A 22,316-nucleotide genomic window follows, 5' to 3' on the forward strand; every position below is an offset into this window, starting at 1 on the left:
CTCACCAAGATCTACGGGTTACGGCGTCCTGCTTCGCGTATGCTTCCCTAACAGGCGCACCAGAATAGCCTTCTGCATATGCAGGCGGTTTTCCGCCTGATCGAACACGACCGACTGCGGCCCATCCAAGACCTCGGCACTGATTTCCTCTCCCCGATGGGCGGGGAGGCAGTGCATGACCAGAGCATCTGGCTTGGCCCGCTTGAGCAGCCGCTCGTTGAGCTGGTAGGGCGCCAAGGTCTTGAGGCGCCGCGCCTGCTCGCGTTCGCGGCCCATGCTGATCCACACATCCGTGTAGAGGACATCGGCATCCTTCACGGCCACGAGCGGGTCTGTGCCGATTTCAATCACCGCGCCCGTCTGCTGGGCCTCTAGCCGAGCACGATCGACGATGTGCTGATCGGGTTGATACCCGGCCGGGCACCCGACGGCGATGGTCATGCCCATCTTCGCCGCGGCCTCGATCAGCGAATTGGTCACGTTGTTGCCATCGCCCACATAGGCAACTTTGACGCCTTTGAGCCGCCGCTTCTTCTCCTGAATCGTCAGGAGGTCCGACAAGGCCTGGCAGGGATGGCTGAGATCCGTGAGGCCGTTGATCACGGGGATGGTCGCCTCACGTGCCCACTCTTCCACAATGGCGTGGTCGAAGGTCCGTACGACGATGGCGTCCAGATACCGCGAGAGCACCCGCGCCGTATCGGCCACGCTTTCACCGCGCGACAGCTGAATGTCCCCCATCGGCAGCACCATGGCCTGCCCACCGAGCTGATTCATGCCGGCTTCGAATGACACTCGCGTCCGGGTGGAGGGTTTCTGAAAGAGGAGGCCGAGCATCCGCCCCGGCAACAAGGGATGGGGCAGCCCGCGGCGCTGCTTGGCCTTGAGTTGAGCGGCCAGCCGCAGCAGGGCCGTGAGTTCTTCACTGGGGATCGAGAGCAGTTCCAGGAAGTCTTTGTCGAGTCCGATCTTCCTGGTTGAGCGACGAGGACGCTGCGACATACGCGCCCCTAGTGTGAATGGGTGGACGAAACGGCGGTCCGTCGCCCCAGGCTCTGCGCCAATGCGTCGAGCAACCGATCGATGTCGCGTTGCGTGATGATGAGTGGTGGCACGAACCGTAGCACCCGGTCGCCCGTGCAGTTGATCAAGAGGCCGCGCGCGAGGCAGTCGGCGACCACGGTCTTCGCATCGAAGTCCAGTTCGAGGCCCTGGAGCAGCCCCAGACCGCGGACTTCCTTGATGCAGCGAAACCGTTCCTTCAAGTCAGCCAAACCCTTCGACAAACTTTCCCCCATACGCCGCCCTTGCTCGAGGATCTTTCCATCCAACAAGACCCGCAGCACCGCTAGGGCGGCCGCGCAGGCCAACGGATTCCCGCCGAAGGTTGAGGCATGGGTGCCGGGGACGAAGGCGCGGGCCACGGCATCCGTCGCCAGACAGGCGCCGATCGGCACGCCGCCGCCGAGCCCCTTTGCGAGTGTCATGATGTCGGGCTGCATCCCATACTGCTCGTAACAGAAGAGCGTCCCGGTCCGTCCCATGCCGGTTTGGACCTCATCGAAAATCAGCAGCACGTCGCGCTCCCGGCACAACTCGCGCAGTCCCTGTAGGTACCCCCGTTCAGCGACGTGGACGCCCCCTTCGGCTTGGATGGGTTCCAGCATGATAGCCGCGGTTTTCGACGTGATCGCCCGTTCAACCTCCGACAGGTCGTTGAAGGCCACGTACGAGAATCCTGGCATCAGCGGCGCAAACCCCTTCTGAACCTTCTCCTGCCCCGTCGCCGTCACAGTGGCCAGGGTCCGACCATGGAAGGAATTCTTCATCGTGATGATTTCGTACCGGTCGGAGCCGTATTTATCGTAGGAGTATTTGCGGGCCAGCTTGATGGCCGCTTCGTTCGCCTCTGCCCCGCTGTTGCAGAAAAACACCTTCTGGGCAAACGAATGCTCCACCAGCGTCTGCGCCAACCGCACCTGCGGCTCGGTATAATAGAGATTCGAGGTGTGAATGAGGTGCTGCACCTGTTTCTGAATCGCCAACACCAGATCCGGATGCCCATGCCCCAGCAAATTCACCGCAATGCCCGCCACAAAATCGATGTACTCCCGTCCCTCCAGGTCGTAGACCCTGGTCCCGCGCCCGCGCACGATGGAAATCGGCTGGCGCATATAGGTGTTCATCAAGTACTGTTCGGCGTTCTGACGCAACTCTCCCGTCGGCATGGCACACCTCTCCCCGCGTGAGTCGGCGAAGCTACCATAGGGAAAACGTGAAAGCAACCGAACGAGTGTCGTTCCGAGGCCGAGGACGCTGCGGACCGGGCGTCGGCCCAGGGGACCGGGCGCAGCCTCCCTTGACGGGGACAGACGGCGGATGGGATAAGGTGTCGCTATGAAGACCTGCGTCCGATGTCAGCAGCAGAACCAGGACGAATCCCGCTTCTGTCACCAGTGCGGGGGAGCCTTTGCCGTGGAGGCCGAGCCGGCCGAACCGCCCTTCGCGCAGCCCTCTCCACCCCAAACCGATGTCGAATTGTGGAAGGCCTTCATCGGTCCGAATGCCGACCACTACTTGGCGACTTTCAAGAAGTTCACCGACCCGGCCGGACCTCGCTTCGCTTTGACGTGGCATTGGCCGGCCTTCGTGTTTGAGCCGTTCCTCTGGTTCCTCTACCGTAAGATGTACGTCTACGCTCTGATCTATGCAATCGGTCCGGCGATCGCCTTCTACATCACCCAAGACCTGTCCGCCGACATTGTCTGGCGAGTCATGGCCGGGGCCAGCGCCAACTACATCTATTTCTGGCACATCAAGGAACAACTCGCGAAGATCAAGGGCGAACGAGGGGCCGGCGGCGAATCAAGGCAACAGCTGTTGGGCGAATTGGGCGGAGTCCAACCTTATGTGGTGTGGGTCGGTGTCGGCCTGCTCGTGCTCAAGATCGGCCTGGTGGTCGCCATGTTTAAAGAGGGACCGCCGGACGGGCCAAAGGGTACTCCCGGCAAGTCCCGCCCCGCCGGGATGACGAGTGTATAGCGGCGCCTGAGGCCCGAACGGGCTCCTACAGCACTCGATTCCGCTGCCACGCAATCCACGAGACGAACCAGTCAAAATCCTGCTGGTAGGCGGCGCCGCTCAGGTCCGGCGTGGTTTGCGTCTGCTCCAACTGCGTGTACGTGCGCGGCCAATTCTTCTGCCACCACGACTTGAGTTCGTCGGGGCCGTAAGGCTGGCCGTTAGGATTGGTGATGCCGGCTGCGGCGCACAGCCCGGCCACGAGCGGCCAGTAGCGGTCCTTGCCGAGTCCCAAGCTGCGGAAATGTTCCCGCAGTAGGAACACCACCCAGAGTTCGGCGCTGTTCTTCTTGTTGTGCTTGAAGGGCTGGGTCTGCCGGAGCGGGACGGGATCGAACATCTTGATGACCGACGTGTAATCCGGCCCCCCATAGGTACCAGCAGCTTCCGCAATTCCTTGCAGCATGTTCGCCAACTCGACCTCAACGACCGGCGCGGCAGGGGCAGCCTGATCCGGGACGGCGGCCAAGGGATTCACCGATGTCAGAAGTTCGATCAAGGGTTTGAGTTCGCGGAGACGGCCTGCGGCCGCTTTCAAGATCTGCTCGGATTCCAGCCAGTAGTCGGGATCTCCCTTCGTGAGGCGCTCTCGTCCCGCCGGCGGCAAGACCACGGGGATCCAATACCGCACGAGCACGAACAGCACATACTCGACCTGCCCGCCCACCTGAGTCACGCCGACCAACGCCTGACCAGGCCCCAGCGCCCGCTTGAAGAAGGCCTCCACTCGATCCTCGACCTGCAGGCGACGGCCCATGGCCTGCCACCACTGTTGGAGAGGCAGCCAATCTGAGAGTGGGGCATCGCTCATCGTCGAGAATTCCGCAGGAGCCGAGAAGTCGGCGGCATGGTACTGGCTGCGTCCCTCGATTGCAACCGGTGTGGGCGCCCGGCGGACGACGCCGCCCAGCCTCCGGCTTGACAGGGCGACCGCGAATCCGCATAACCTGTCTCACAGCGTGGCATCCTCTCGGAGAAGGAGACAAGGTCCCATGAGCAAACTGGTGTTGATCCGTCACGGCGAGTCGCAATGGAACCTGGAGAATCGTTTCACCGGCTGGGTGGATGTCCCGCTCTCGCCGAAGGGAATCGAAGAAGCCAAGGCAGCAGGCAAAAAATTGACCGGGTACACCTTCGATCGCGCGTTTTCATCCGTCCTGGCCCGAGCCAACGAAACGCTGCGCCTCATTCTGGAAACGATCGGGCAGACGGCCATTCCGGTGGAAAAGGACAAGGCCTTGAACGAACGCATGTACGGCGAGCTACAGGGCTTGAACAAGGCCGAGACGGCCAAGAAGTACGGTGATGATCAAGTGAAGATCTGGCGGCGCAGCTACGATGTACGCCCTCCGGGAGGTGAAAGCCTACAAGACACGGCGGAGCGGGTCTTGCCGTACTACGAAAGCCGCATCAAGCCCCATGTGCTCAAGGGCGAGACCATCTTGATCGCCGCCCACGGCAACAGCCTGCGGGCTCTCGTGATGCAACTCGACCAGTTGACGAAGGAGCAGGTGCTGGAACTGAACATTCCCACCGGCGCCCCGCTGCTCTACGAACTCGACGACAACGGGAAGGTCCTCTCGCACCGCTATCTCTGACGGATCGGCTGAGACGTCAAAGCAGCTCCGCCCTGCATCAAGCGCATTCACTCAGGAGCGCTTGGTATCTGTCCAGCGGCACTAGGTCGGGCAACAACACGAGCAATTTCGACCGATCCGCTGGTTGGATCAGGCCCTCGTCTTCGAGAAGATCGGAAATGGCCTCCGAAGCGGCAATCGCCCCACCTTCACAATCGCCCACCGGCGCATAGAGGGTTCGGCGTTCTTCCATCTCGGCCAAGTAAGTCTCCCAGGGCACTGCGCCCAAGCCGAATGCGCTCTCCCAGTCGGTCCTGATCAGTTCGAGAACCCGTTGCCACAGCACCTCGCGGTACTGTTTGGGAATGTGGGCATTCACGGCCGCCGAAACCCAGTACAGGGCGAAGGACAGCACCTCACGCGTGATCTGAATGGCTTGATCCTCGCTGCCCTCGATGCCATAGTCACTGAGCATCTCGGTGGTGATCCGTCGTGGGATCAGCTTGTACAGCGCCGCTGCAACCTCAGCCGGGGTCATTGATGATTGAGCCATCCTGTTCCTCCTGCGAAGGACCTAAGATACTCAAAGCCCGCCGGCCCTGACAACTGTGGGCGGGCGAGGCCTTCGAGATCCTTCCCTCCTTGTCCCATGCCATCGCCTATGGTACAGTCCGCCGCCTGCGCGGACTCCGGACCATGACAGCTCGACTCTTCATTCGCCCACTTTTCATCACCCTCACTTGGCTCTGCCTCTGGTGGCCGGTCGCGGTCGACGCCGCCCCTACCCAGTCGGTTGACGGGGGTTCGAACCGTTGGGGCTTTGCGACCGATGTGGGGCTCTGGAGCGGCACGACCAACGACACGACCTTCGCACTCGGATTCGGACTCGACTATTACATGGACCGAAATTTTTCCTTCGGCGGCATGGCCCTCTTCACACCGGTGGGAGACCTGACGCAAATCGGCGTCGCCGGTGTGGCGAAGTACCACCTTCGCCTCGACCACGGGATGAACATCGTCCCATTCGCCGGGATAGGTCTCTTGCACGCGGATCTGAACCGTGGGAGCGGTCCCTCGAAGGTGGATCGAAACGACACCAGCCACTTCATTCCGCTGGGACTGTCGCTGGAGTACCAGGTGGGCCCGAACATCGCCTTTTCCACGACCCTCATGGTGAACCTGCACCACATCACGCTCTCGTCCCCGGTCTCCGACGACAACAGCAGCGTCGCTCTGCTCTTCGGTATTCGTTGGGGGCCGTAACTCAGCGATTGCTCAAGCGGCTTGAGCCGGACGCCAGCGCAAGCCGACTTGCAGCAATTCCTGGATCAAATCCATGTAAGGGAGGTTGGCTTTTTCCGCTGAATCGGCGAAGTCTTCGCCGCAGGCGATGTGAGGGTTGGGGTTGGCTTCGAGCACATAGACCTTGCCGTCGCAGTCCATCCGCATGTCGATCCGCGCATACCCGCTCAGGCCAAGTGCACGATAGACCCGCTTGGCGAGATGCTGGATCTCTTCCACGCGTTCGATCGGGAGCTGTCGGGCCTCGCAAGAGCGGATCCCATACTTCTCCTGATACTTACGGCTCCATTTTACCCGCTGCGTCGCAATGCGCCTGGCTTCGTCCGGCATCTTGTCCATCACCAATTCCCAAATGGGAAAGACCTGCAGGTGGGCATTGCCCATGACGCCGACATACAATTCCCGACCTTCGATGTAGCGTTCGACCAACGCGCCCGTACCGACGTGAGCATGAATGAAGGCGACGCGCTCGCGCAGCTTATCGTCGTCCTCCACGATCGAAGCCTGAGAGATTCCCAGCGACGCCTCCTCCGTCACCGACTTCACGATCAACGGAAAGGTCAAGGACTTCGGCCGCCGCACCATCCGATGCCGCGGCACCACCATAAATTCGGGATACGGAATCCGATGGTAAGACATGACCTGCTTTGCCAAGGCTTTGTCTCTGGCCAACATGAGACCTCGCGGATTGCAGCCGGTGTACGGGATGTGCATCAACTCCAGATAAGACACGACGTTCTGATCGTAGACCGCGACGCCGTCGAATTCCTCCAATAGATTGAAAGCAATGTGCGGCCTCCACCCCTCGACCGCCGCGCGGATGACCTCGAGATCACTCTTCACACCCAACGCCCGCACGTCGTGCCCAAGCGTATGGAGCGCGGACAGCACATCGTACTCCGTCTTCCAGTCCGCATTGTCCGGAACTGGGCCGGTCAACCGCTCCGGCGGCACCAAGTCCTGATGCATCAACACGAGAATACGCAGTCGCCTCATAAGGCGACCTTATGCCGGCCATGATGCAGATAGTTCATCGTCTGCACCGTGAGGAGAATCGCGAAGTCGAGTTTGGTCTGTTCTTTCTGGAGCGTCAGATGCAACTTCAGCGCGCGTGACCGTTCGATCATGCCGGAGAGAACTTGATCGATGATATATTGATACTCGCCCGTCCAGCCGGCCACCTTGCGGCACAGTTCCTTCCGAGCGCGACGCAGGAATCCGGCCGCCACAGGATTCCCCCCATAGGCCGGAGCATCGGAGAATAACTTCCGCAGATCGCTGTCATACGATGCCGTCTGGCCGAACCCATAATGCGCACGCTTCTCGTCATAATGGTCTCGGAGCGTCTTATAGAGCCGAGGGAGCGGATCGACCTGCTGTCGCTCCGTCACCAGGGGCTTTTCACCCACCAGCTCCCCCATCAATCGATCCATAAATTCGAGCTTCCTCATCGCCGGCCATCCGCGATAGCGCTCGCGCCAATCGGAGTCCGGATCCAGCCATACGGCGAAGGTTTCGGCGAAATCCTCATCGGGGTGACTTTGGGCGTACCACACCTCTAGATGACGGACAAAACTTCGGCTGTAGGGGCGCGGGGTGTAGTACTCGGGATAGGGGTCCGACGAACGGCCGAACAGGCGTTGACGTCGACGGCGGCGACGCAATAGGTAGGCGTTCTCGATGGCATGGCCGGTCTCATGCCGCAGAATCCGCATGCACCACTCTTTCGTGCCGCCCTCCACCTCCAACACCTGATTCGCTTCCAGTCGTGTCAGTCGGGGGTGCGCCAGATAAAACGGAACGGCGATCCCCGGCACACCATCCGGGCTGAACCATTCGTCCGAGAGCCAGACATGGGGGCGGAAGCAAAGGCCTCGCAAATTCAGCTCGCGGTACAGCTGTGCGATCGGCGCCTCATAGAAACTGCCGTCCAGGTCGAGACGTAGATCACAGAAGCGCAGGTCAAGCAGCTGTTCGTCGCTCCATAAACTCCAGGCCGGGCGGACGTTTTTCCGCCGCCGCGCTTTCCTCATATGCTCATGTCGTCTAGGCTGCCGCATCATCTATTCGCCAAAAAGTCTCGTCAGGCGTCGATTTGCTCTTCTCCCACTATAGCATCCTGTGGAAAACCCGCCGGTCCGATCACTCCCCCATCCCATTCCACCTATTCCTTGGGCTACAATGCCGACCATGTCGCAACACACCCTTGGTCCCATCACCACCGATCGAACATCCCCCGACTCCGCCGCCGAGCGCGAAAAACTCGAAACGCGCCTCTGCCGATTGGTCGGACAGGCCATCGCCGATTACCGCATGATTGAAGAGGGCGACAAGATCATGGTGTGTCTTTCTGGGGGCAAGGACAGTTATGGCCTCCTGGAGATCCTGCTGTCGTTGCGCAGTCGAGCGCCGATCCATTTCGACCTCATCGCAGTGAACCTCGATCAGAAACAACCGGGCTTCCCCGCCCATGTGCTCCCGGAATACCTGGCGCGTCGCAGCGTCCCCTTTCACATCGAAGAGCGCGACACCTACTCCGTCGTCAAACGTCTCATCCCCGAAGGGCAAACGACCTGTTCGCTCTGCTCACGCCTGCGTCGAGGACATTTGTATCGGCTGGCCGCCGAGTTGGGGGCTACCAAACTCGCGCTGGGACACCATCGCGACGACATCCTCGAAACATTGCTGCTCAATCTCTTGTTTACGGGGAAGATGAAGGCCATGCCGCCCAAGTTGCGATCCAAAGACGGACGCCACTTGGTGATCCGGCCCTTAGCCTATGTGAAGGAAGTCGACTTGGCCCGCTATGCTGCGCTCATGGAGTTTCCCATCATTCCCTGCGACCTCTGCGGCTCGCAGGAAGATCTGAAGCGCAAGCAGGTCAAGGCGCTGCTCCAAGACTGGAACGAACGGTATCCTGGCTCAAACGACAGTATGTTCGCCGCCCTATCCAATATAGCCCCTTCATTGTTGTTGGATCGACGGCTGTTCGATTTCGCCGGCCTTCGGAGCGAGAGAGACCAAACCATGGTCGAGGAGTCCGAATCGGACGACGACTTGTCATAACCCCCGATTACGGGGAGACAGGCACGTCGGTCTTGCCGAAGACGGTCGGAGCGGAAAGTAGACGTCAGGCGCGCTGACGCTGGTGTGTTCGACGGCCGCAACGCATGCAGCGATAGGGGAAATAGCCGATCAGGAAGAAGAGGAAATCGAGAATCCCCTGACGACGAGAACGTTTTGTATACCCGGAGCACTTGCCACAAAACAACATGACGCAGGCTCACCCTTCTCGTTCTGCAGGATATATGTAGAACCGGCTGTTCGGAATAGAGGAGGTTATCCTACGCAACTCTCGCAGGCGGTTGCAAGCCTGGTTGGCTCGATCTCGATGTGGCGCGTAATAGACGGGGCGTTGTCCTCGTCGACACGTCGCATCCCGTCGAAAATGGACGGTGTTTGCTCCTTTGACCTTGCCGCGAAACCTTCTTCCTCGTTATGTTCGACGCCGAAGCCGGAAGCGGTAGTGACAGATCGTACATCGGAACGGATAAAACCCGATCAAATGCAGGAAGAAGTCCCGCCACCCATGGCGGGCCACCCGCTTGGCACCGGCTGAACACATCGGGCAATAGACCATGGGACCGTCAACACGCCCCCTTCTCCGCAATCGAGGAGGTCTTCCCCCCCTCTCGCGGGGATGGGAGTGTGCAGGAGTTCCGCGGCGGACGCAAGTCCCTCACGTGGGAAGATGGCCTGCGGCATGAACAACTTCGACCCTCCAACTCGACGAGGCGCCGCCCCCCCCTTCTGGTCCATCGCGCTGGCCGCCGCCGTCATTATCCTCACCCCCATGATCCTGTATTCGGTCGCACCCGAGGGTCCGATTCGTGAGGGTGATACGGTGTTTTCCAACGGCGCCCATAAGGTGCCGCTCTACCAGTCGGATCGGTATCAAGAGGCAGGGTATGCGTCCACTTGCCTGCTGGACCCCAAGGACCCCCTGATCGTGACCCATTCTCCCGAGAACGGCGCCGATGACACCCTCATTGCTCAAGTCCAGGGCAAAAGCACCATCGAATGGCCCTTCTGTCCGCCGCAAGCCGAACTCCTCCTCAAACGCCACCATGTCACCCAACAGCCGAGCCTCCTCCAAGACATGAAGGACGGCCTTCAACGGTTGTTGAGACGCTCCTGACCTAGGAAAAAAATTCCTGCTGCCTCACCCCTTGAGGAAGGACGCACAGTGCTGGCGAAACTTGGCGACCTTGGGGCCCACGACATAAGCGCAGTAGCCTTGGAGGGGATTCCGCACGAAGTATTCCTGGTGATAGGGCTCCGCCTCATACCACTGCGTGGCCGGCACCACTTCGGTGACGATCGGATTCGGATACAGCCCCTCGTCAGTGACGGCGGCGATCACTTCCTTGGCGATCCGCTGTTGCTCGGGCGAATGGTAAAAAATCCCTGATCGGTATTGCGTCCCGATGTCGTTTCCCTGCCGATTCAGCGTGGTGGGATCGTGGATCGCGAAGAAGATCTTCAAGAGGTCGCCAAAACCGACGACCTGCGGATCGAACGTAATGCGAACCGCCTCCGCATGCCCCGTTCGCCCGCTACAGACCTGCTCATAGGTCGGCATCTCCACCTGCCCGCCGATGTATCCCGACTCGACGGATTGCACACCCTTGACCTGGTCGAAGACCGCCTCAAGACACCAGAAACATCCACCCGCCAGCGTCGCGACCTCAGTTGTTGCCTGCTCCATTCCTCACCTCTCTCCCCTCCGGCTACCCCCCACCCCCGCCGACTCACTCAGTCCACCGTTCCACCATTCCCGCCCCTCGCGTGTGAGCAAGGCATCCGCCTCGGATGGTCCCCAGGTTCCGCTGTCGTAATTGGGAAAAGCCGCCTCTTCGGGAAGCGATTTCCAGACATCTAGAATCATCTGCACGACCGCCCAGCCCAACTCGATATTGTCGGCGCGCTGGAACAACGTGGCATCGCCGGCCATGACATCGTGGAGCAGCGTCTCATAGCCGGTCTGGGGAGCGTTCCCGAAATAGTCGGCATACTGGAAATCCATGTCGACGGTCCCGATTTGAACGGCGGGACCCGGGACCTTGGCGTCGAAGCGCAAGGAAATCCCCTCATCCGGCTGAATGCGGATCACCAGGACGTTGGGCGCCAGCCGGTCGACCTTGGTCTTACGAAACAACATGAACGGCGCGCACTTGAACTGCACGACGATCTCCGTCAGACGACGCGTCATCCGCTTGCCCGTCCGCAGATAAAACGGCACGCCGGCCCAGCGCCAATTGTCGATGAATAGTTTCATCGCCACGAAGGTTTCGGTCATCGAGGTCGGCGACACGTGCGGCTCCTCCCGATAGCCCACCACCGACCTCTCGCCCACGGTACCGGGTCCGTATTGGCCGAACACGACAAACCGCAATACATCGAGTGAACTCATGGGCATCACGCCGCGCAGCACCTTGGCCTTCTCGTCCCGCACGGCATCGGCTGCGAAAGAGTTCGGCGGCTCCATCGCCAGAAAACACAGGAGCTGGAGCAGATGATTCGACACCATGTCCCGCAACGCCCCGGCCTGTTCGTAGTAACGCCCTCGATGTTCAATCCCCAAACTTTCGGCCACCGTAATTTGGACATGGTCGATATACCGTCGATTCCACACCGGCTCGAAAATCCCGTTGGCAAAACGGAAGACCAGAATGTTCTGGACGGTCTCTTTGCCGAGATAGTGGTCGATGCGATAGATCTGGCGTTCCTGCAACACCCGTTGCAGGTCGTGATTCAACTCACGGGCCGACTGCAGATCATGGCCGAAGGGTTTCTCGATCACCACACGGCGCCAAGTTCCGTTGCGTTCGACCGTGAGGCCGTATTCTCCCAGGTGCGTGACGATTCGACAGAACAAGGCAGGAATGGTCGCCAAATAGAACACGTAGTTGCCGCGGGTGTCGTGCGCGGTATCGACTTCCTGCAACCGCTCGTTCAGTCGACGGTACACGGCCCCCTCCTGAAAATCGCCCGCCACGTAATGGAGTCGCTTCAGCAGGGCACGCCACACCGTGCGGTCAACGGGGTGGGGCATGTAGTCATCGATAACCCGGTCGAGCTTGTCTCGCAATTCGTCCGCCGTCATTTCCGGACGATCCAGACCCACCACGGCAAACCCTTCAGGGAGAAACTGACCGGCCATGAGGTTATAAAGGGCCGGGATCAACTTGCGCTTCGCGAGGTCCCCGTCGATCCCGAAGATGACCATGACGCAGGGCGTGGGTGCAGGGGGCTGGTCTGCAGTCGTTTGAGCTGCCATCCCGAACTCCTTTCGTCGGACTGGGTCATCCTGCCTGATCGCTTATGGAACCGCAACCTCACCCGCCGCGTACGGCGATTTACGCATTTGGTTAGGCCGGCCGCCCACCCCATGATACTGATGAACCATGGGCGTACCATACAAACGCTTCTCACGAATCATCGACGACCGGAACATTTCGCAACCGGCACTGAGAATGCCTGCACGATTCCGGGCCGCTGCAATCGGATGGTGGATGGGGGTCATCGCTTGCGTCTTGTTGGCAACCGTTCCGGGGCAGATCGAATGGGTCGAGGGTGCTGCGCCGCGCCTGGCGCCACGCGACATCCACATCGAGATGCCGTCCGATAGTCTGTTCGGCTCACTTCCGAGCAACCGACGGCTCACCCTGTCCGTCTCCGTTCCGCAACAGCCCTCGCCCCACGGAGAACCCGACGTGGCCATTTTTCAAAGTCCCGCCGCGGCTCCGTTTATCGCACCCCTAGAGATCGACCCAGATCGGCATCGTCAGGTAGCCACCGTAGATCTCGGTCATTTGTCCTCGACGCTTGGAGACCCACCCAAAGCGACGCCGCTAGAAATCGTGATCGCCCGCCGACAGGGGCTCCATTGGGAGGAACTCGTCCGCCGCCGAGTAGTCGTCACCATCGCCATCCCCGGTTACACCGATCGCAGTACGGCCGCTGCCGTGAGAAACCTCTCAGCGCACCTGTCCGACGCCTCCCGGCAAGCCTCCGACCACCACGAAGTGGCGCTGCTGGACGGCCCCCTGGAAGAACAGGATCTCCTGGGGTCGAGAAGACCCTTTTCGGAGGATGGTTATTGGAAAATGCTGCAAGGCTTGATTCGGCAACGGGTCCAGCGGGACACCCCTGTCCGGTCTGGGAATGTACCCGGCAAGATGCCGAGCATCGGGTTCCGCCTCTATGCGAACGGTGAAGCGCAGTTGATCGAAGTCGAGCGCAGCTCAGGAGACCACAACCTGGATCAAGCCACCCTCCTGGCCGTCGTGAACGCCCATCCGTTTCCCCCCTTCCCGCCCGGCAGTCGGACCTCGCACGTCGACGTCCATGTGGACCTTGCCTCGTCCTTTCCCTAGCCCCAGACTTCGGCCACAATCCCGGCTCTAGTTGTTTTGAGCGCGTTTGAGCCAGTCGATGAAACGCTGGAGCCGGGCATGCTCCTGGGCATGGACATGGACGAAAGCCAGACCAAATCCGGCACTGTCCTTCCAACGCACTTCGGCCACCTCGACGGTGCAGGGCTCATGGGGGGCCGGAAGCTCGACCTGGAGAGCAACACAGGCCTTGACGGGAACCGAGTCATCGCTGCGGACGTGGCAGCCCTCGCTGGACAGGCTGGTGACAACTCCTTGCCCGACGATGGCCTGGCCTGAAAAGGTGAGCGGCACGTTGATTTCATACCGCGGACTATCGCGTCGTTCCATAGTTACCTTCTTAGATCCTGAGCATGCAGGGGGACCGTCATGCCGGTGCATGGATACGCCGTTCCGCGATCGAAATCAATCTGCCTGCCTATGCAGTCGACCAAACAGGCAGAGAACGTCATCTGACCATGCGCGCCGGCGCCAGACTCACATTATCGAGAAAGATACAGTGCCGTATCCTTTTGAATGAGCACAACCCCCTGCCCTGCCTTCTCCTCACGCCCCGCGCCCGCGAGAAACCGGCCCAAACCACCGAATAAGGTTCGCAATTACACTCACCTTACCGAACCAAACCTGGCACGTCCGTTGCTCTACCTCAAGATAGAGTCGCCAACAAGACGGCTCACGGCTAGGCGGCATGAAAGGAGACACCCATGGACCAGGCAGCAGGTTTACTTATTACGCTGGTGGTGTTCACGGCACTGATCGGCCGGTGGGTCACAGAGTTGACGGAGACCACGCGGCAGGACCCTCCTGAATCCTGACGAGGCCTCTGTCGGCCGCCACCAGGCCAAGCACGCACCCACGACGAAAGAGGCGCCATCATGGTCTCCACAGGTCATTGGCAACGGATGCTGGCATTAGCCCTCCTGCCTCTCCCGCTTGCGCTCCCCCTGGTGTTGTGGCTCTCTCGCCGCGAACAGCCGAATGCGTGGGCAGGAAGTGGCTGGGGGCAGGGGGCTGAAGGCTCGCTGGGTTCTCAAGTTTGGAACAGGCCTTGCCGAGAAGACCAGCAGCCCCCAAGAAGTGGGGTATCGGCAGGGAGGCCTCGGCAATGGAAATGGATCTTCGTTCCTCCACACGCGTGGCCGTGACCTATCCCGTGCGCGTCTCGGGCGATTCGACCAGCGGCCGCGGCACCCTCATTAACCTGTCCGTCCCCGGTTGCGCGATCGAAACCGACCTTCCCGTTCGAGCGGGCGACTACCTCCAATTGCAGGTGATGATGCCGGACCAGGCGACGCCCCTCACAGTCGGTCTGGCGAAGGTACGCTGGGCCACGGAACGGAAGGCGGGGGTTGAATTTATTCGCGTACGCCGAGACGATCAAAGCAGGATTCAACGGCTGATCGGACAACTATCGGACACCACCGATGGAGTCAAGCACGGCAGTTGCGACCTGGCCATGGTCTGACCTTTGCCCCCGCAGGAAGATCAATGGCCTTCGTGGGTGGGATTCGCCATCCGCTTGATGATGATTTTCCGCCCCACCGTCATGAGCGTGAAGGACGTGGCAAAGGCGATCGGCACAAAGATAGCGGTCGCAACATTGGCATTCTTCACCCACCCCAATTCGTAGCAGGCCTTCAGGACATAACTTCCCAGCCCCGTCAGGTAGTAGGTGATGACGATCACGGACAGGCTTTCGACCGTGCGTTGCAGAATGGCTTGCGCGCGGGTGGTGGAATCCACGCTGGCGAGCAGTTTCATATTCTGGTCTTGCAGGCCGATATTCTGCTCCTGCAGCCGCAGTTCGATATGGGTGCGCAGAACCGCCACGGTCGCCTCGAAGTCTTTTTCCATCGCATCGATGCGCCGAAGGAGCTGTTGATAGCCCTCCGTCACCCCCGTGATTTTCCAAATCACATATTCTGAGAGCTGCCGAAGCGACGCATAGGGCCGTTCCTTCAGAGAGGCCATGTTGCTGTGCACGATCCGGTCATAGGGCACCGACGCAGAGAGACGGTAGCGCATGGATTCCGCCAATCGACTCACCTGCAGTAGATCCTGAGTCAGCACCGTGAGCCACTTTTGCATGGTCTGGGGCGTGGTACCCCCCAGCTGTTCGATTAACACTGCTCGCTGGTAGAGGTGGCGCTGCTCATAGTCGTGGATTTGATCCACCGCGCGTGAAAACGCCTTCATCGGCAGCATGACCAAGTGGTAATAGTTTTCGATCGCGACGATCGTGTCCACCATCTTGGCCACCTGCTGCCGAAGCGCCGATTCAGAAACGGCGCAGATCAAATACCGCTCTCGATCATGCTCATCGGGCGTAAAACTGGTGACCGCCACGATCTCGTCCCCCAGGATGCGGCTGCCATACACCATGGCGCCGGGCAAACGGGCGGGCAAGTCCTCCACGCTCGGCGGCTCCTGCGGCAGACACAGAATGTCGAGCGCATTGATCCGGAGACCCAGCGGCGACAAGGGCATCGCGTAATCGGGAAAGGTGATCGGGCCGAAGTCGAGTCGGGTCGACGTGTCCTGCACGACATGCCACACCTGATAGCTGTAGTACTCCGTGTGGGCTTCCCATACGACCACCAGCCGGTCACCGTTGGAGGCCGTCTTGAAACCATACCCGAATTTTTCCTCGATGGCGCCTTCCGAAATGTCGAGGGCCTGCAGCAAATGCTGAAATTCTCGGCGGCTATTGGGGCGTTCAACCGGCGGGTTCGCCATGCGATAGGCAACATGGTGAATGTGGGCCGGCACCCCAAGCCACTGCGGGAGGTACTGCTTATTGGACTGATGAATCCGGTTCAGAAAGCCTGGAGGACGACTCTCCTTCCCGGCTGTGCTGACAGAATCGGTCATGCCGTTCGCCCTTCACTGGTCTCCATGCGCCACCACTAGAGTCAGGCCGCCTTTACTCGTCTTCTTCCTCGATATCTTCGATGCCCTCATAGCTGACATCCCCTTCGTGCAGGGACGAGGCCATCTTTTCACAAGCAGACTCGATGATTTCTTCAGCCTCTTCCGGAGAGTCGGCTGAGATCATGAATTTCACGGTAATGCCAAAGCGCTGATTCACAATCGTACTCCTTTATGGACAAGAGGGCGGAACGCTGATCGCATGCTGTGGCTCAGATACCATAAGCTCCCGCACCTTGTCACCATACGGACAAGCCGTGAGGAGTTCAGGAGAGTCTACGAGAGCGATGGATGGATGTTGCGGAGAGATGGGATGGGACGATTCACTGACCGGGTTTGAGGAGCGCCCTTGTCCCCGACCCCGCTCACGGGAGGGGACCGGGGTTCTCGCCTACTTGCGCAAGAGCATGTGGCCACGCCGATTTTGCTGGTGGCAGGCCTCATCATGTTCATTACAGAAGGGACGGTCCTTGCCGTAAGAGACGATCGCTACCTGCTGTGGATTCACCCCAAGATCGACCAGGACATTCTTCGCCGCCTTGGCCCGTTTCTCCCCAAGGACGAGGTTGTAGTCGTGTGTCCCTCGCTCGTCACAGTGGCCGGATATCTTGAGTAGGGCCTTGGGATTATCTTTCAGCCAGTCGGCGTTGTCCGTCAGGGCGCTCATCCCCTCCTCGGGAACCAAGTAGCGGTCATACCCGTAGAACACATCCCTCATGCCGGCTTCCATGGCGGCGGCTTCCTCGCGCAGCAGCTCGGCGCGCCACTTTTCATGGCGATCGACTGGCATCAACATAGTGCCCATAGGGCTGCGGCTCAACCGCTCTTCTCCTGCCACCTGTCCGTTCACGAGCGGGAAGAACCCTCGCAGCCGGCCCCCTTCGTTCTCTGCCATCTCCTCCTGGGAACCCGGGAACGGCTGCCGCCCGCTCCGCCCCTCTTTTCCCATAGCCGACGCCCCCGGATAATCCTGATAATCCTGCGCCGCCCCGACCGGCGAAGAGTCGGAGCTACGATTCGATGCCAGACGATCTTCCGTTCCCGACTGCAGACCACCCATGCTGCTACAGCCGGACGCCGCAACCAACACGACCGCCATTCCGCCCAACATGAGTTGCGATGCACCACGGTACTTCATGAACCTTGCTCCTTCGCGCTGGGGTGTAACCGTTACCGACGTTACAACTATAGCACCGAGGTACTAGAGCCCTACCCCCTACGCTCTGCCGCGTGGGTTCCCCAGCATGCGCCGACAGATCCAGCCCCAAGCCTGTCCAGAAAATGCCTTTACATTTCAATGTTTAGCCAACCAACTGCGCTGGATTAAGAACGGGGAAGAAATGAGACCGGAAGGGAAATGAGAGTGAGGCAGGAACCTGGTGCGCCCGGAGGGACTTGAACCCCCAACCCTCGGATCCGAAGGCGGACAAAGTACCTTAGAGACAGACAGCGATCAAAGAGGACAGTTGGATATGTTCTCTTTATAGATCAACGGTTTTAGCATCAATCCATGAAGAACAGTGACGATTGAGACATACCCGCATTCGTGGCTAAAACCGTGACCGAACCGTGACCAGAACCGTGACCAGAAGTTTTTCTTAAAATGCACCGCGTGTGACATACGCCCCCCGGAGCATGTGGAGAGTGGAATGGACCGCCATTAAAGAAGGGATCAGAAGTTATCCAGTTAGATTGAGACTGCAAAGGGGTAAGCAACCAGAGAGGGAAGAGGCGAAAGGGCAAGAATGTTGCTACATATCTCTCGATCACTCTAAGCTGCTGGCCCAACTATCTCAAGAAGTGTATCGATTTGCCTTCGAGGACGATTCAAAGGAGCTATAACCCGACGTCGAACCTTGAAAGTCCATTTTTTCCCAACAGCAGTTTCTCCCTGAGACAAAATTGAGGTAAATTGCTCAGCCCCCTCTTTTGAAACCGAGCCATATACTGTTTGGCCATCTTCTAATTTGATTTCAAACTTCCTACGGGCCGGAAGGACGCCATCCAAAGTCCCCACCAATAAAATATCCTCCTCTTGTATTTCGGTGGCTTCAGTGCGCCGTCTACCTCTGCTGATTGCTGCCGCATCAAGAGTATAGTCTGCAATGTCCTCAACCACGCGTAGCGTGGCACCATTTGAATCTAGAGTAACGAAAAAGTTTTTCAAGGCGGTCAGGGTCCTTGAATCCAACATATCTGCCGCCTCTTCGAAGTCGAGCTCATTCGGCGATGCTGTTCTTTGTAAAAGTGTAGCGACCTCTTCCACTTGCACCTTAAGCGCAGTATCTGCAATTTCTATCTGGTCAGATAGTTCTTTCAAAACAAATCCAAATGACCCTCGAGCAACCTCCGTAACCATTAAATGGGATGAATTCTTTAAAGGGACAGGCCCCCTTTCGCCTAAAGAGCCCCATTCAGTTTTGGCGAAGGTCTTAGACACCAAGTCCTGAAACTTATCTAGGGCGTCCCCAGCAAAATCAGCTGATATTCCGCGTGAACCAACTACCGGTGACCCACCAAACAACAATGCAACGCTCGCGCCATTTTCAGGAGCACTGTCAATAGCACTAATCTCAGTTTGCAGCGCTAGCTTACGCTTAGCCCATTGGAACTTGCCCACGAAGTCACCTGACTCCGTAGCGGCCTTTAACAACGCACCCACCGCTGACAATTCAGCATATAAGCCATCTAGTTTTATCTTACGTACCATAGGGGCTTAGGCGCTCAAGAGTGCAGCGACATCGGAGTCATCATTGGTTAACGGAATTTCCAGCATTCCTTTCCACACAGAAGAGACTCTTTGGTGCGAGAACAGCCCGAACCAGTACTTCGTTTGATCAATCAAGTATCCGGGCATCCCGAGGGACAAATCAACGAAGTACGCATCACAGTGGAATTTATCTCGGGCTACTTCCGGATCGAATAAATCGGGCCTCGATTCAATCAATCCAACCCACTGGCCCTCATCTTTATATTGCTCAGGACGATAGGAAAAAGTGACGATATCGATGTCAGCGGGTGGACGGCATTGTGTTACTTCGACATTTTCAACAAAGCTACCATCCAACCACTGAAAACCGTTCAAAAACCCAACCTTTCTCAATTCGTCCCTGTACGCTATGAAGCCTGAAAGAATTTTTATCCGTTCAGGAGTTGTACCAAATCTACTTACAACCTCAAGCAATGATACACGGTACGGAGCCATGGCTGCTTGAGCCGCGGGGTTATTCCCGAGAAATGGTGGCAACACCCCTGACTCGTTATGCGACGGAATCACCGAGAACAACTTTCGTCAAGAAGCCTCTTGGACTCCAGATTGATATATGCATTTGTATAGCATGCCTTCCTCATAAGTTGACTATGAGAACGGATTCTATTTATTTGATCTAACTAGCATTCGTGTTGCCCTTACATATTGCCCCAAACATACGCTCACGCTAAAACTCAAGATCCAAGCGATACTTGGGAATCGAATAATGAATTGTTGTATCAGTCGCGGGAGCCCAGTCTAGACGAATCTAACCTGTAAAGGGGACTCTCATACAGGCCAAAACCTCGTCCGAAAATAATCGGAAGTTTTTCTCTTGCCTTCGAACACTTCAGTCGCAAATCTTCGATGCTCTTAGCCGACAATGGCCGGAGCAGCTGTAGAGCGTATTTTTTTCGACTTGCCTCTAAAAGGAACTGGGGCATCTCGTCAGCCAAAAAAACAACAGACCAGGGCAACCAATCAAGTTTCTGGTCGGGACGTTCTTTCTCAAATTCGCTTCTCAGGTAAAGAAACAGATCCGCATCTCTAATGCCCCTAAAAGGACTTACGTCTGCGAGATCCCCTTTAGAATGTCGTTCCCACAATAAATCAGCCTCGACTGAAATTCTGTTCAGACTTAATCGCTCGTTCCTTTCAACGTTTAACAATCGGACAAATTTAGAGAAATAGAGGTAGGACACAGGCCCCTGCGACCCGCCCATAACATTATTGATGTAAATTTCCTCCTGGAGTATTTCAGCAACTAAATCCCACCTTCGCTGTTCGATTAGAAGTGACAGGAAGATTATAAATAATTCATGCCCCATAAAGGCGAAGTAATCAAAATCTGTAGGATAATAGCTCCCTGAAAATCCTCTCGGAGTATCATATTTTTCAAGCAATGCTCCGAAACCTTTGAAGATTGCCAGCGCGGCGCTTTCAGAATTATTTTCTGAAACTACACTTGCAACCTTTGCAAATTCGACGGCGAGGGGAATTGTTTTCGCGATTGACTGAACAAGCAGCTCATCTCTATCACCCTCCATCGAAAAGTCGGGCGCGACTGCCACTAGCTCTCTGTTGAGAGACTGCATGAACTTTTGGACTTGCGTGAGGAGATCACCCCGCCCGCCCAAAATTGCGTCTTGAATTTTGTTCACAGCACTATGGGAACTTGTTGCGTTTTGTTCTAACTCTCCCAATTTGCTGTAAGTGTCGAGTAATCTTTTCAGAAATTCTGCAGCACCTTGGCATTCAACATATTCAAACACGCTACCGGTGAACGCTTCCCGAACTTCAGGTTTCGGCGGCTCCAAGTTTATCCAAAATGTGGGAAAGTGCCCCCGTCTACTTCGCCGAAAACAGTTTATAATCCCGGCATCTCTACCTGCATATCCTAGAATTAATAATCCGTGGTCCGAAATTACTCGCACAAGTTCCTCATCCATGTTGGATGCAAGTAATTCAAGATCAAATGGAGTATTTCGGATCTGGCCCACCCCCAATGTTCCATGAGGTTTATAGACCCTAAAATCTCGACAATGTATTAACGGCTCAGAATGTTCTAAATCCTCCGCGTTCGATATCACTTGGACCCTAAGTCCGGCCCTTTCAATAGCTTGCTCAAGCAATTTATCGAAATTTGTGGTTATAACGCAGCGAATGACGCCAAGCTGTGCGAGCTTAGCCACAAGCTGATGTGCATCACCTGGTCTCTCCGCATGCAAATGTTTTCGCATAAATTCCTGCTGCAAGACAGCTGTAGAAAAGAGTCCACCGATCAATTCTCCATATGACAATTTTGAGTACCGACTGTTTTGGAACCAATCTTCCAAACTCAACGACTCATCTTGGTCGCTTTCGCCAGCCCTTAGAAGTTTGGCCGTAGCCATCATTAAATCCCAGCCCGTAGGCAGCCCAGCATCCTTAGAAATTCCGGCCCCCGCGAAAAGCACATACTTTTTCTCGCCGACGAGCCCCGCTGCCGCTAATTTGACAAGTGGATACATTATGCGTAATTGCCCCTTAAATTTGGATGGTCAGCAACAAACCTTACAGCATTAGCGGCTTCCAATCCTACGTGACTACTAGAGATTGTCAAAGCAATCAGCTTCTAGAATAACATCCCTGATGATGTGTTGGCGGTTAAATACCATGCACCGCATCAACCCGAGCAGCCATGCGATGCTACTTTGACCATATGAATCAAGTGAAGCGGGGGCTGCGCCCCCGATCCCCCCGGCCGTCCGGTCCAGTGGTCCGGAACGGCCGGGCGGCCTCGTTGGGCGGAATCTTCGCGTGACCACTCTCCCCATGTTTTCAGTATCCCTGCTGTCTTCCCTGCGTCTGCAAGCAACGATCCAACAGAGCGGCGGCCAAGCTGACGCATCGCCGCCTTGAATAAGGATGGAGCATCGCTCCCTCTCACCCGTGAGGGATAGTGGACGGGTGACAGGGAGAAATTGATTAGAGCGTGTCACCGTCGCCCCGTGAGTCCCGCACAGTCCACACAGAGCCAGATTTCGCACGTCACATCCTTCTCCGCATAACAGAACCGCACCAACGCTCGTTCGTATTGGCAGAACTCACAGAGTCGTTCCTTCGTATGTTCAGGACAAAGCCAGGCTTTCCGCGCACGATCATACGTGGTCGCTTCCCGTCCGCAACAAGCTGGACCAAAAAGACTTGGCAGCTTCAGATCACATCGATGCCAGATCATGC

General features: G+C 57.6%; 23 protein-coding genes. 7 read left to right on the forward strand and 16 right to left on the reverse strand.

Features of this window, described 5'->3' with window-relative positions:
• Positions 1 to 18: 18 nt before the first annotated feature.
• Positions 19 to 1,002: an ornithine carbamoyltransferase gene (gene argF / locus HRU82_08900; GenBank protein ID QOJ35061.1), complete on the reverse strand. Its 984-nt coding sequence runs from the start codon at positions 1,000 to 1,002 to the stop codon at positions 19 to 21.
• Positions 1,003 to 1,010: 8 nt separating this feature from the next.
• Positions 1,011 to 2,228 carry an acetylornithine transaminase gene (locus HRU82_08905; GenBank protein ID QOJ35062.1) on the reverse strand — a complete coding sequence of 406 codons (1,218 nt, stop codon included), beginning with the start codon at positions 2,226 to 2,228 and terminating at the stop codon, positions 1,011 to 1,013.
• A gap of 169 nt (positions 2,229 to 2,397) precedes the next feature.
• Here HRU82_08905 and HRU82_08910 point away from each other — a divergent pair, with 169 nt between their 5' ends.
• The gene (locus HRU82_08910) at positions 2,398 to 3,042 is read left to right on the forward strand and encodes a DUF2628 domain-containing protein (GenBank protein ID QOJ35063.1); all 645 of its coding nucleotides are present in this window, start codon (positions 2,398 to 2,400) and stop codon (positions 3,040 to 3,042) included.
• Between the two features lie 25 nt (positions 3,043 to 3,067).
• Here the strand turns inward: HRU82_08910 and HRU82_08915 are convergent, their stop codons facing one another.
• Entirely contained in the window at positions 3,068 to 3,892 is an 825-nt protein-coding gene (locus tag HRU82_08915) for a hypothetical protein (protein QOJ35064.1), read from the reverse strand.
• A 181-nt stretch (positions 3,893 to 4,073) separates the two neighbouring features.
• Here HRU82_08915 and HRU82_08920 point away from each other — a divergent pair, with 181 nt between their 5' ends.
• Positions 4,074 to 4,679, forward strand: coding sequence for a 2,3-bisphosphoglycerate-dependent phosphoglycerate mutase (locus HRU82_08920; GenBank protein QOJ35065.1), 606 nt, complete (start codon positions 4,074 to 4,076; stop codon positions 4,677 to 4,679).
• 37 nt (positions 4,680 to 4,716) lie between these two features.
• Here HRU82_08920 and HRU82_08925 read toward each other — a convergent pair whose 3' ends face one another.
• Positions 4,717 to 5,211 (reverse strand): hypothetical protein, encoded by a 495-nt coding sequence (locus HRU82_08925; GenBank protein ID QOJ35066.1) that lies wholly within the window; start codon positions 5,209 to 5,211, stop codon positions 4,717 to 4,719.
• Positions 5,212 to 5,354: 143 nt separating this feature from the next.
• Here HRU82_08925 and HRU82_08930 point away from each other — a divergent pair, with 143 nt between their 5' ends.
• A complete protein-coding gene (locus HRU82_08930; GenBank protein QOJ35067.1) occupies positions 5,355 to 5,921 on the forward strand; it encodes a hypothetical protein in 567 nt (188 codons plus the stop codon).
• A gap of 12 nt (positions 5,922 to 5,933) precedes the next feature.
• Here HRU82_08930 and HRU82_08935 read toward each other — a convergent pair whose 3' ends face one another.
• Positions 5,934 to 6,956: an ATP-grasp domain-containing protein gene (locus tag HRU82_08935; protein ID QOJ35068.1), complete on the reverse strand. Its 1,023-nt coding sequence runs from the start codon at positions 6,954 to 6,956 to the stop codon at positions 5,934 to 5,936.
• Positions 6,953 to 7,993 carry a putative zinc-binding metallopeptidase gene (locus HRU82_08940; GenBank protein QOJ35069.1) on the reverse strand — a complete coding sequence of 347 codons (1,041 nt, stop codon included), beginning with the start codon at positions 7,991 to 7,993 and terminating at the stop codon, positions 6,953 to 6,955. The genes HRU82_08935 and HRU82_08940 overlap by 4 nt, the downstream gene beginning before the upstream one ends.
• Before the next feature lie 148 nt (positions 7,994 to 8,141).
• Between HRU82_08940 and ttcA the strand changes: the two genes are divergently transcribed.
• Both ttcA and HRU82_08950 read left to right on the forward strand, forming a co-directional pair.
• On the forward strand, positions 8,142 to 9,026 hold the full coding sequence (ttcA, locus tag HRU82_08945; protein QOJ35070.1) for a tRNA 2-thiocytidine(32) synthetase TtcA: 885 nt from the start codon (positions 8,142 to 8,144) through the stop codon (positions 9,024 to 9,026).
• A gap of 697 nt (positions 9,027 to 9,723) precedes the next feature.
• On the forward strand, positions 9,724 to 10,158 hold the full coding sequence (locus HRU82_08950) for a hypothetical protein (GenBank protein ID QOJ35071.1): 435 nt from the start codon (positions 9,724 to 9,726) through the stop codon (positions 10,156 to 10,158).
• A 24-nt stretch (positions 10,159 to 10,182) separates the two neighbouring features.
• Here HRU82_08950 and msrA read toward each other — a convergent pair whose 3' ends face one another.
• Together msrA and HRU82_08960 are read right to left on the reverse strand one after the other, a co-directional pair.
• Complete coding sequence (msrA, locus tag HRU82_08955) at positions 10,183 to 10,728, reverse strand: peptide-methionine (S)-S-oxide reductase MsrA (protein QOJ35072.1); 546 nt, start codon at positions 10,726 to 10,728, stop codon at positions 10,183 to 10,185.
• Positions 10,729 to 10,731: 3 nt separating this feature from the next.
• On the reverse strand, positions 10,732 to 12,300 hold the full coding sequence (locus HRU82_08960) for a glucose-6-phosphate dehydrogenase (GenBank protein ID QOJ35073.1): 1,569 nt from the start codon (positions 12,298 to 12,300) through the stop codon (positions 10,732 to 10,734).
• Positions 12,301 to 12,496: 196 nt separating this feature from the next.
• Between HRU82_08960 and HRU82_08965 the strand changes: the two genes are divergently transcribed.
• Positions 12,497 to 13,399 carry a cell envelope integrity protein TolA gene (locus HRU82_08965; GenBank protein QOJ35074.1) on the forward strand — a complete coding sequence of 301 codons (903 nt, stop codon included), beginning with the start codon at positions 12,497 to 12,499 and terminating at the stop codon, positions 13,397 to 13,399.
• A 27-nt stretch (positions 13,400 to 13,426) separates the two neighbouring features.
• Here the strand turns inward: HRU82_08965 and HRU82_08970 are convergent, their stop codons facing one another.
• Entirely contained in the window at positions 13,427 to 13,747 is a 321-nt protein-coding gene (locus HRU82_08970) for a PilZ domain-containing protein (GenBank protein QOJ35075.1), read from the reverse strand.
• A 775-nt stretch (positions 13,748 to 14,522) separates the two neighbouring features.
• On the opposite strand from HRU82_08970, the gene HRU82_08975 reads away from it, so the two are divergent.
• The gene (locus HRU82_08975; GenBank protein ID QOJ35076.1) at positions 14,523 to 14,882 is read left to right on the forward strand and encodes a PilZ domain-containing protein; all 360 of its coding nucleotides are present in this window, start codon (positions 14,523 to 14,525) and stop codon (positions 14,880 to 14,882) included.
• Between the two features lie 20 nt (positions 14,883 to 14,902).
• On the opposite strand, the gene HRU82_08980 is transcribed toward HRU82_08975, so the two are convergent.
• The 7 genes from HRU82_08980 to HRU82_09010 all read right to left on the reverse strand — a co-directional run bounded on the left by HRU82_08980 (position 14,903) and on the right by HRU82_09010 (position 22,314).
• Positions 14,903 to 16,288, reverse strand: a complete 1,386-nt coding sequence (locus HRU82_08980) for a DUF3422 family protein (GenBank protein ID QOJ35077.1) — start codon at positions 16,286 to 16,288, stop codon at positions 14,903 to 14,905.
• Between the two features lie 52 nt (positions 16,289 to 16,340).
• Positions 16,341 to 16,505 (reverse strand): hypothetical protein, encoded by a 165-nt coding sequence (locus tag HRU82_08985; protein QOJ35078.1) that lies wholly within the window; start codon positions 16,503 to 16,505, stop codon positions 16,341 to 16,343.
• Positions 16,506 to 16,736: 231 nt separating this feature from the next.
• On the reverse strand, positions 16,737 to 17,483 hold the full coding sequence (locus HRU82_08990; GenBank protein ID QOJ35079.1) for an OmpA family protein: 747 nt from the start codon (positions 17,481 to 17,483) through the stop codon (positions 16,737 to 16,739).
• 633 nt (positions 17,484 to 18,116) lie between these two features.
• Positions 18,117 to 19,055 (reverse strand): hypothetical protein, encoded by a 939-nt coding sequence (locus HRU82_08995; GenBank protein ID QOJ35080.1) that lies wholly within the window; start codon positions 19,053 to 19,055, stop codon positions 18,117 to 18,119.
• A 6-nt stretch (positions 19,056 to 19,061) separates the two neighbouring features.
• Entirely contained in the window at positions 19,062 to 19,622 is a 561-nt protein-coding gene (locus HRU82_09000) for a hypothetical protein (GenBank protein QOJ35081.1), read from the reverse strand.
• 212 nt (positions 19,623 to 19,834) lie between these two features.
• Entirely contained in the window at positions 19,835 to 21,604 is a 1,770-nt protein-coding gene (locus HRU82_09005; protein QOJ35082.1) for an SIR2 family protein, read from the reverse strand.
• Positions 21,605 to 22,071: 467 nt separating this feature from the next.
• Positions 22,072 to 22,314, reverse strand: a complete 243-nt coding sequence (locus HRU82_09010) for a hypothetical protein (protein ID QOJ35083.1) — start codon at positions 22,312 to 22,314, stop codon at positions 22,072 to 22,074.
• Positions 22,315 to 22,316: the final 2 nt, after the last annotated feature.

Origin of the sequence: Nitrospira sp. (assembly GCA_015709715.1) — a bacterium.
In the GTDB taxonomy this organism is placed as follows: Bacteria; Nitrospirota; Nitrospiria; order Nitrospirales; family Nitrospiraceae; genus Nitrospira_A.

Coding starts and splice junctions, on each gene's coding strand:
- argF (QOJ35061.1), bottom strand. CDS start 1,002: ATGTCGCAGCGTCCTCGTCGCTCAACCAGGAAGATCGGACTCGACAAA.
- HRU82_08905 (QOJ35062.1), bottom strand. CDS start 2,228: ATGCCGACGGGAGAGTTGCGTCAGAACGCCGAACAGTACTTGATGAAC.
- HRU82_08910 (QOJ35063.1), top strand. CDS start 2,398: ATGAAGACCTGCGTCCGATGTCAGCAGCAGAACCAGGACGAATCCCGC.
- HRU82_08915 (QOJ35064.1), bottom strand. CDS start 3,892: ATGAGCGATGCCCCACTCTCAGATTGGCTGCCTCTCCAACAGTGGTGG.
- HRU82_08920 (QOJ35065.1), top strand. CDS start 4,074: ATGAGCAAACTGGTGTTGATCCGTCACGGCGAGTCGCAATGGAACCTG.
- HRU82_08925 (QOJ35066.1), bottom strand. CDS start 5,211: ATGGCTCAATCATCAATGACCCCGGCTGAGGTTGCAGCGGCGCTGTAC.
- HRU82_08930 (QOJ35067.1), top strand. CDS start 5,355: ATGACAGCTCGACTCTTCATTCGCCCACTTTTCATCACCCTCACTTGG.
- HRU82_08935 (QOJ35068.1), bottom strand. CDS start 6,956: ATGAGGCGACTGCGTATTCTCGTGTTGATGCATCAGGACTTGGTGCCG.
- HRU82_08940 (QOJ35069.1), bottom strand. CDS start 7,993: ATGAGGAAAGCGCGGCGGCGGAAAAACGTCCGCCCGGCCTGGAGTTTA.
- ttcA (QOJ35070.1), top strand. CDS start 8,142: ATGCCGACCATGTCGCAACACACCCTTGGTCCCATCACCACCGATCGA.
- HRU82_08950 (QOJ35071.1), top strand. CDS start 9,724: ATGAACAACTTCGACCCTCCAACTCGACGAGGCGCCGCCCCCCCCTTC.
- msrA (QOJ35072.1), bottom strand. CDS start 10,728: ATGGAGCAGGCAACAACTGAGGTCGCGACGCTGGCGGGTGGATGTTTC.
- HRU82_08960 (QOJ35073.1), bottom strand. CDS start 12,300: ATGGCAGCTCAAACGACTGCAGACCAGCCCCCTGCACCCACGCCCTGC.
- HRU82_08965 (QOJ35074.1), top strand. CDS start 12,497: ATGCCTGCACGATTCCGGGCCGCTGCAATCGGATGGTGGATGGGGGTC.
- HRU82_08970 (QOJ35075.1), bottom strand. CDS start 13,747: ATGGAACGACGCGATAGTCCGCGGTATGAAATCAACGTGCCGCTCACC.
- HRU82_08975 (QOJ35076.1), top strand. CDS start 14,523: ATGGAAATGGATCTTCGTTCCTCCACACGCGTGGCCGTGACCTATCCC.
- HRU82_08980 (QOJ35077.1), bottom strand. CDS start 16,288: ATGACCGATTCTGTCAGCACAGCCGGGAAGGAGAGTCGTCCTCCAGGC.
- HRU82_08990 (QOJ35079.1), bottom strand. CDS start 17,483: ATGAAGTACCGTGGTGCATCGCAACTCATGTTGGGCGGAATGGCGGTC.
- HRU82_08995 (QOJ35080.1), bottom strand. CDS start 19,055: ATGGTACGTAAGATAAAACTAGATGGCTTATATGCTGAATTGTCAGCG.
- HRU82_09005 (QOJ35082.1), bottom strand. CDS start 21,604: ATGTATCCACTTGTCAAATTAGCGGCAGCGGGGCTCGTCGGCGAGAAA.
- HRU82_09010 (QOJ35083.1), bottom strand. CDS start 22,314: ATGATCTGGCATCGATGTGATCTGAAGCTGCCAAGTCTTTTTGGTCCA.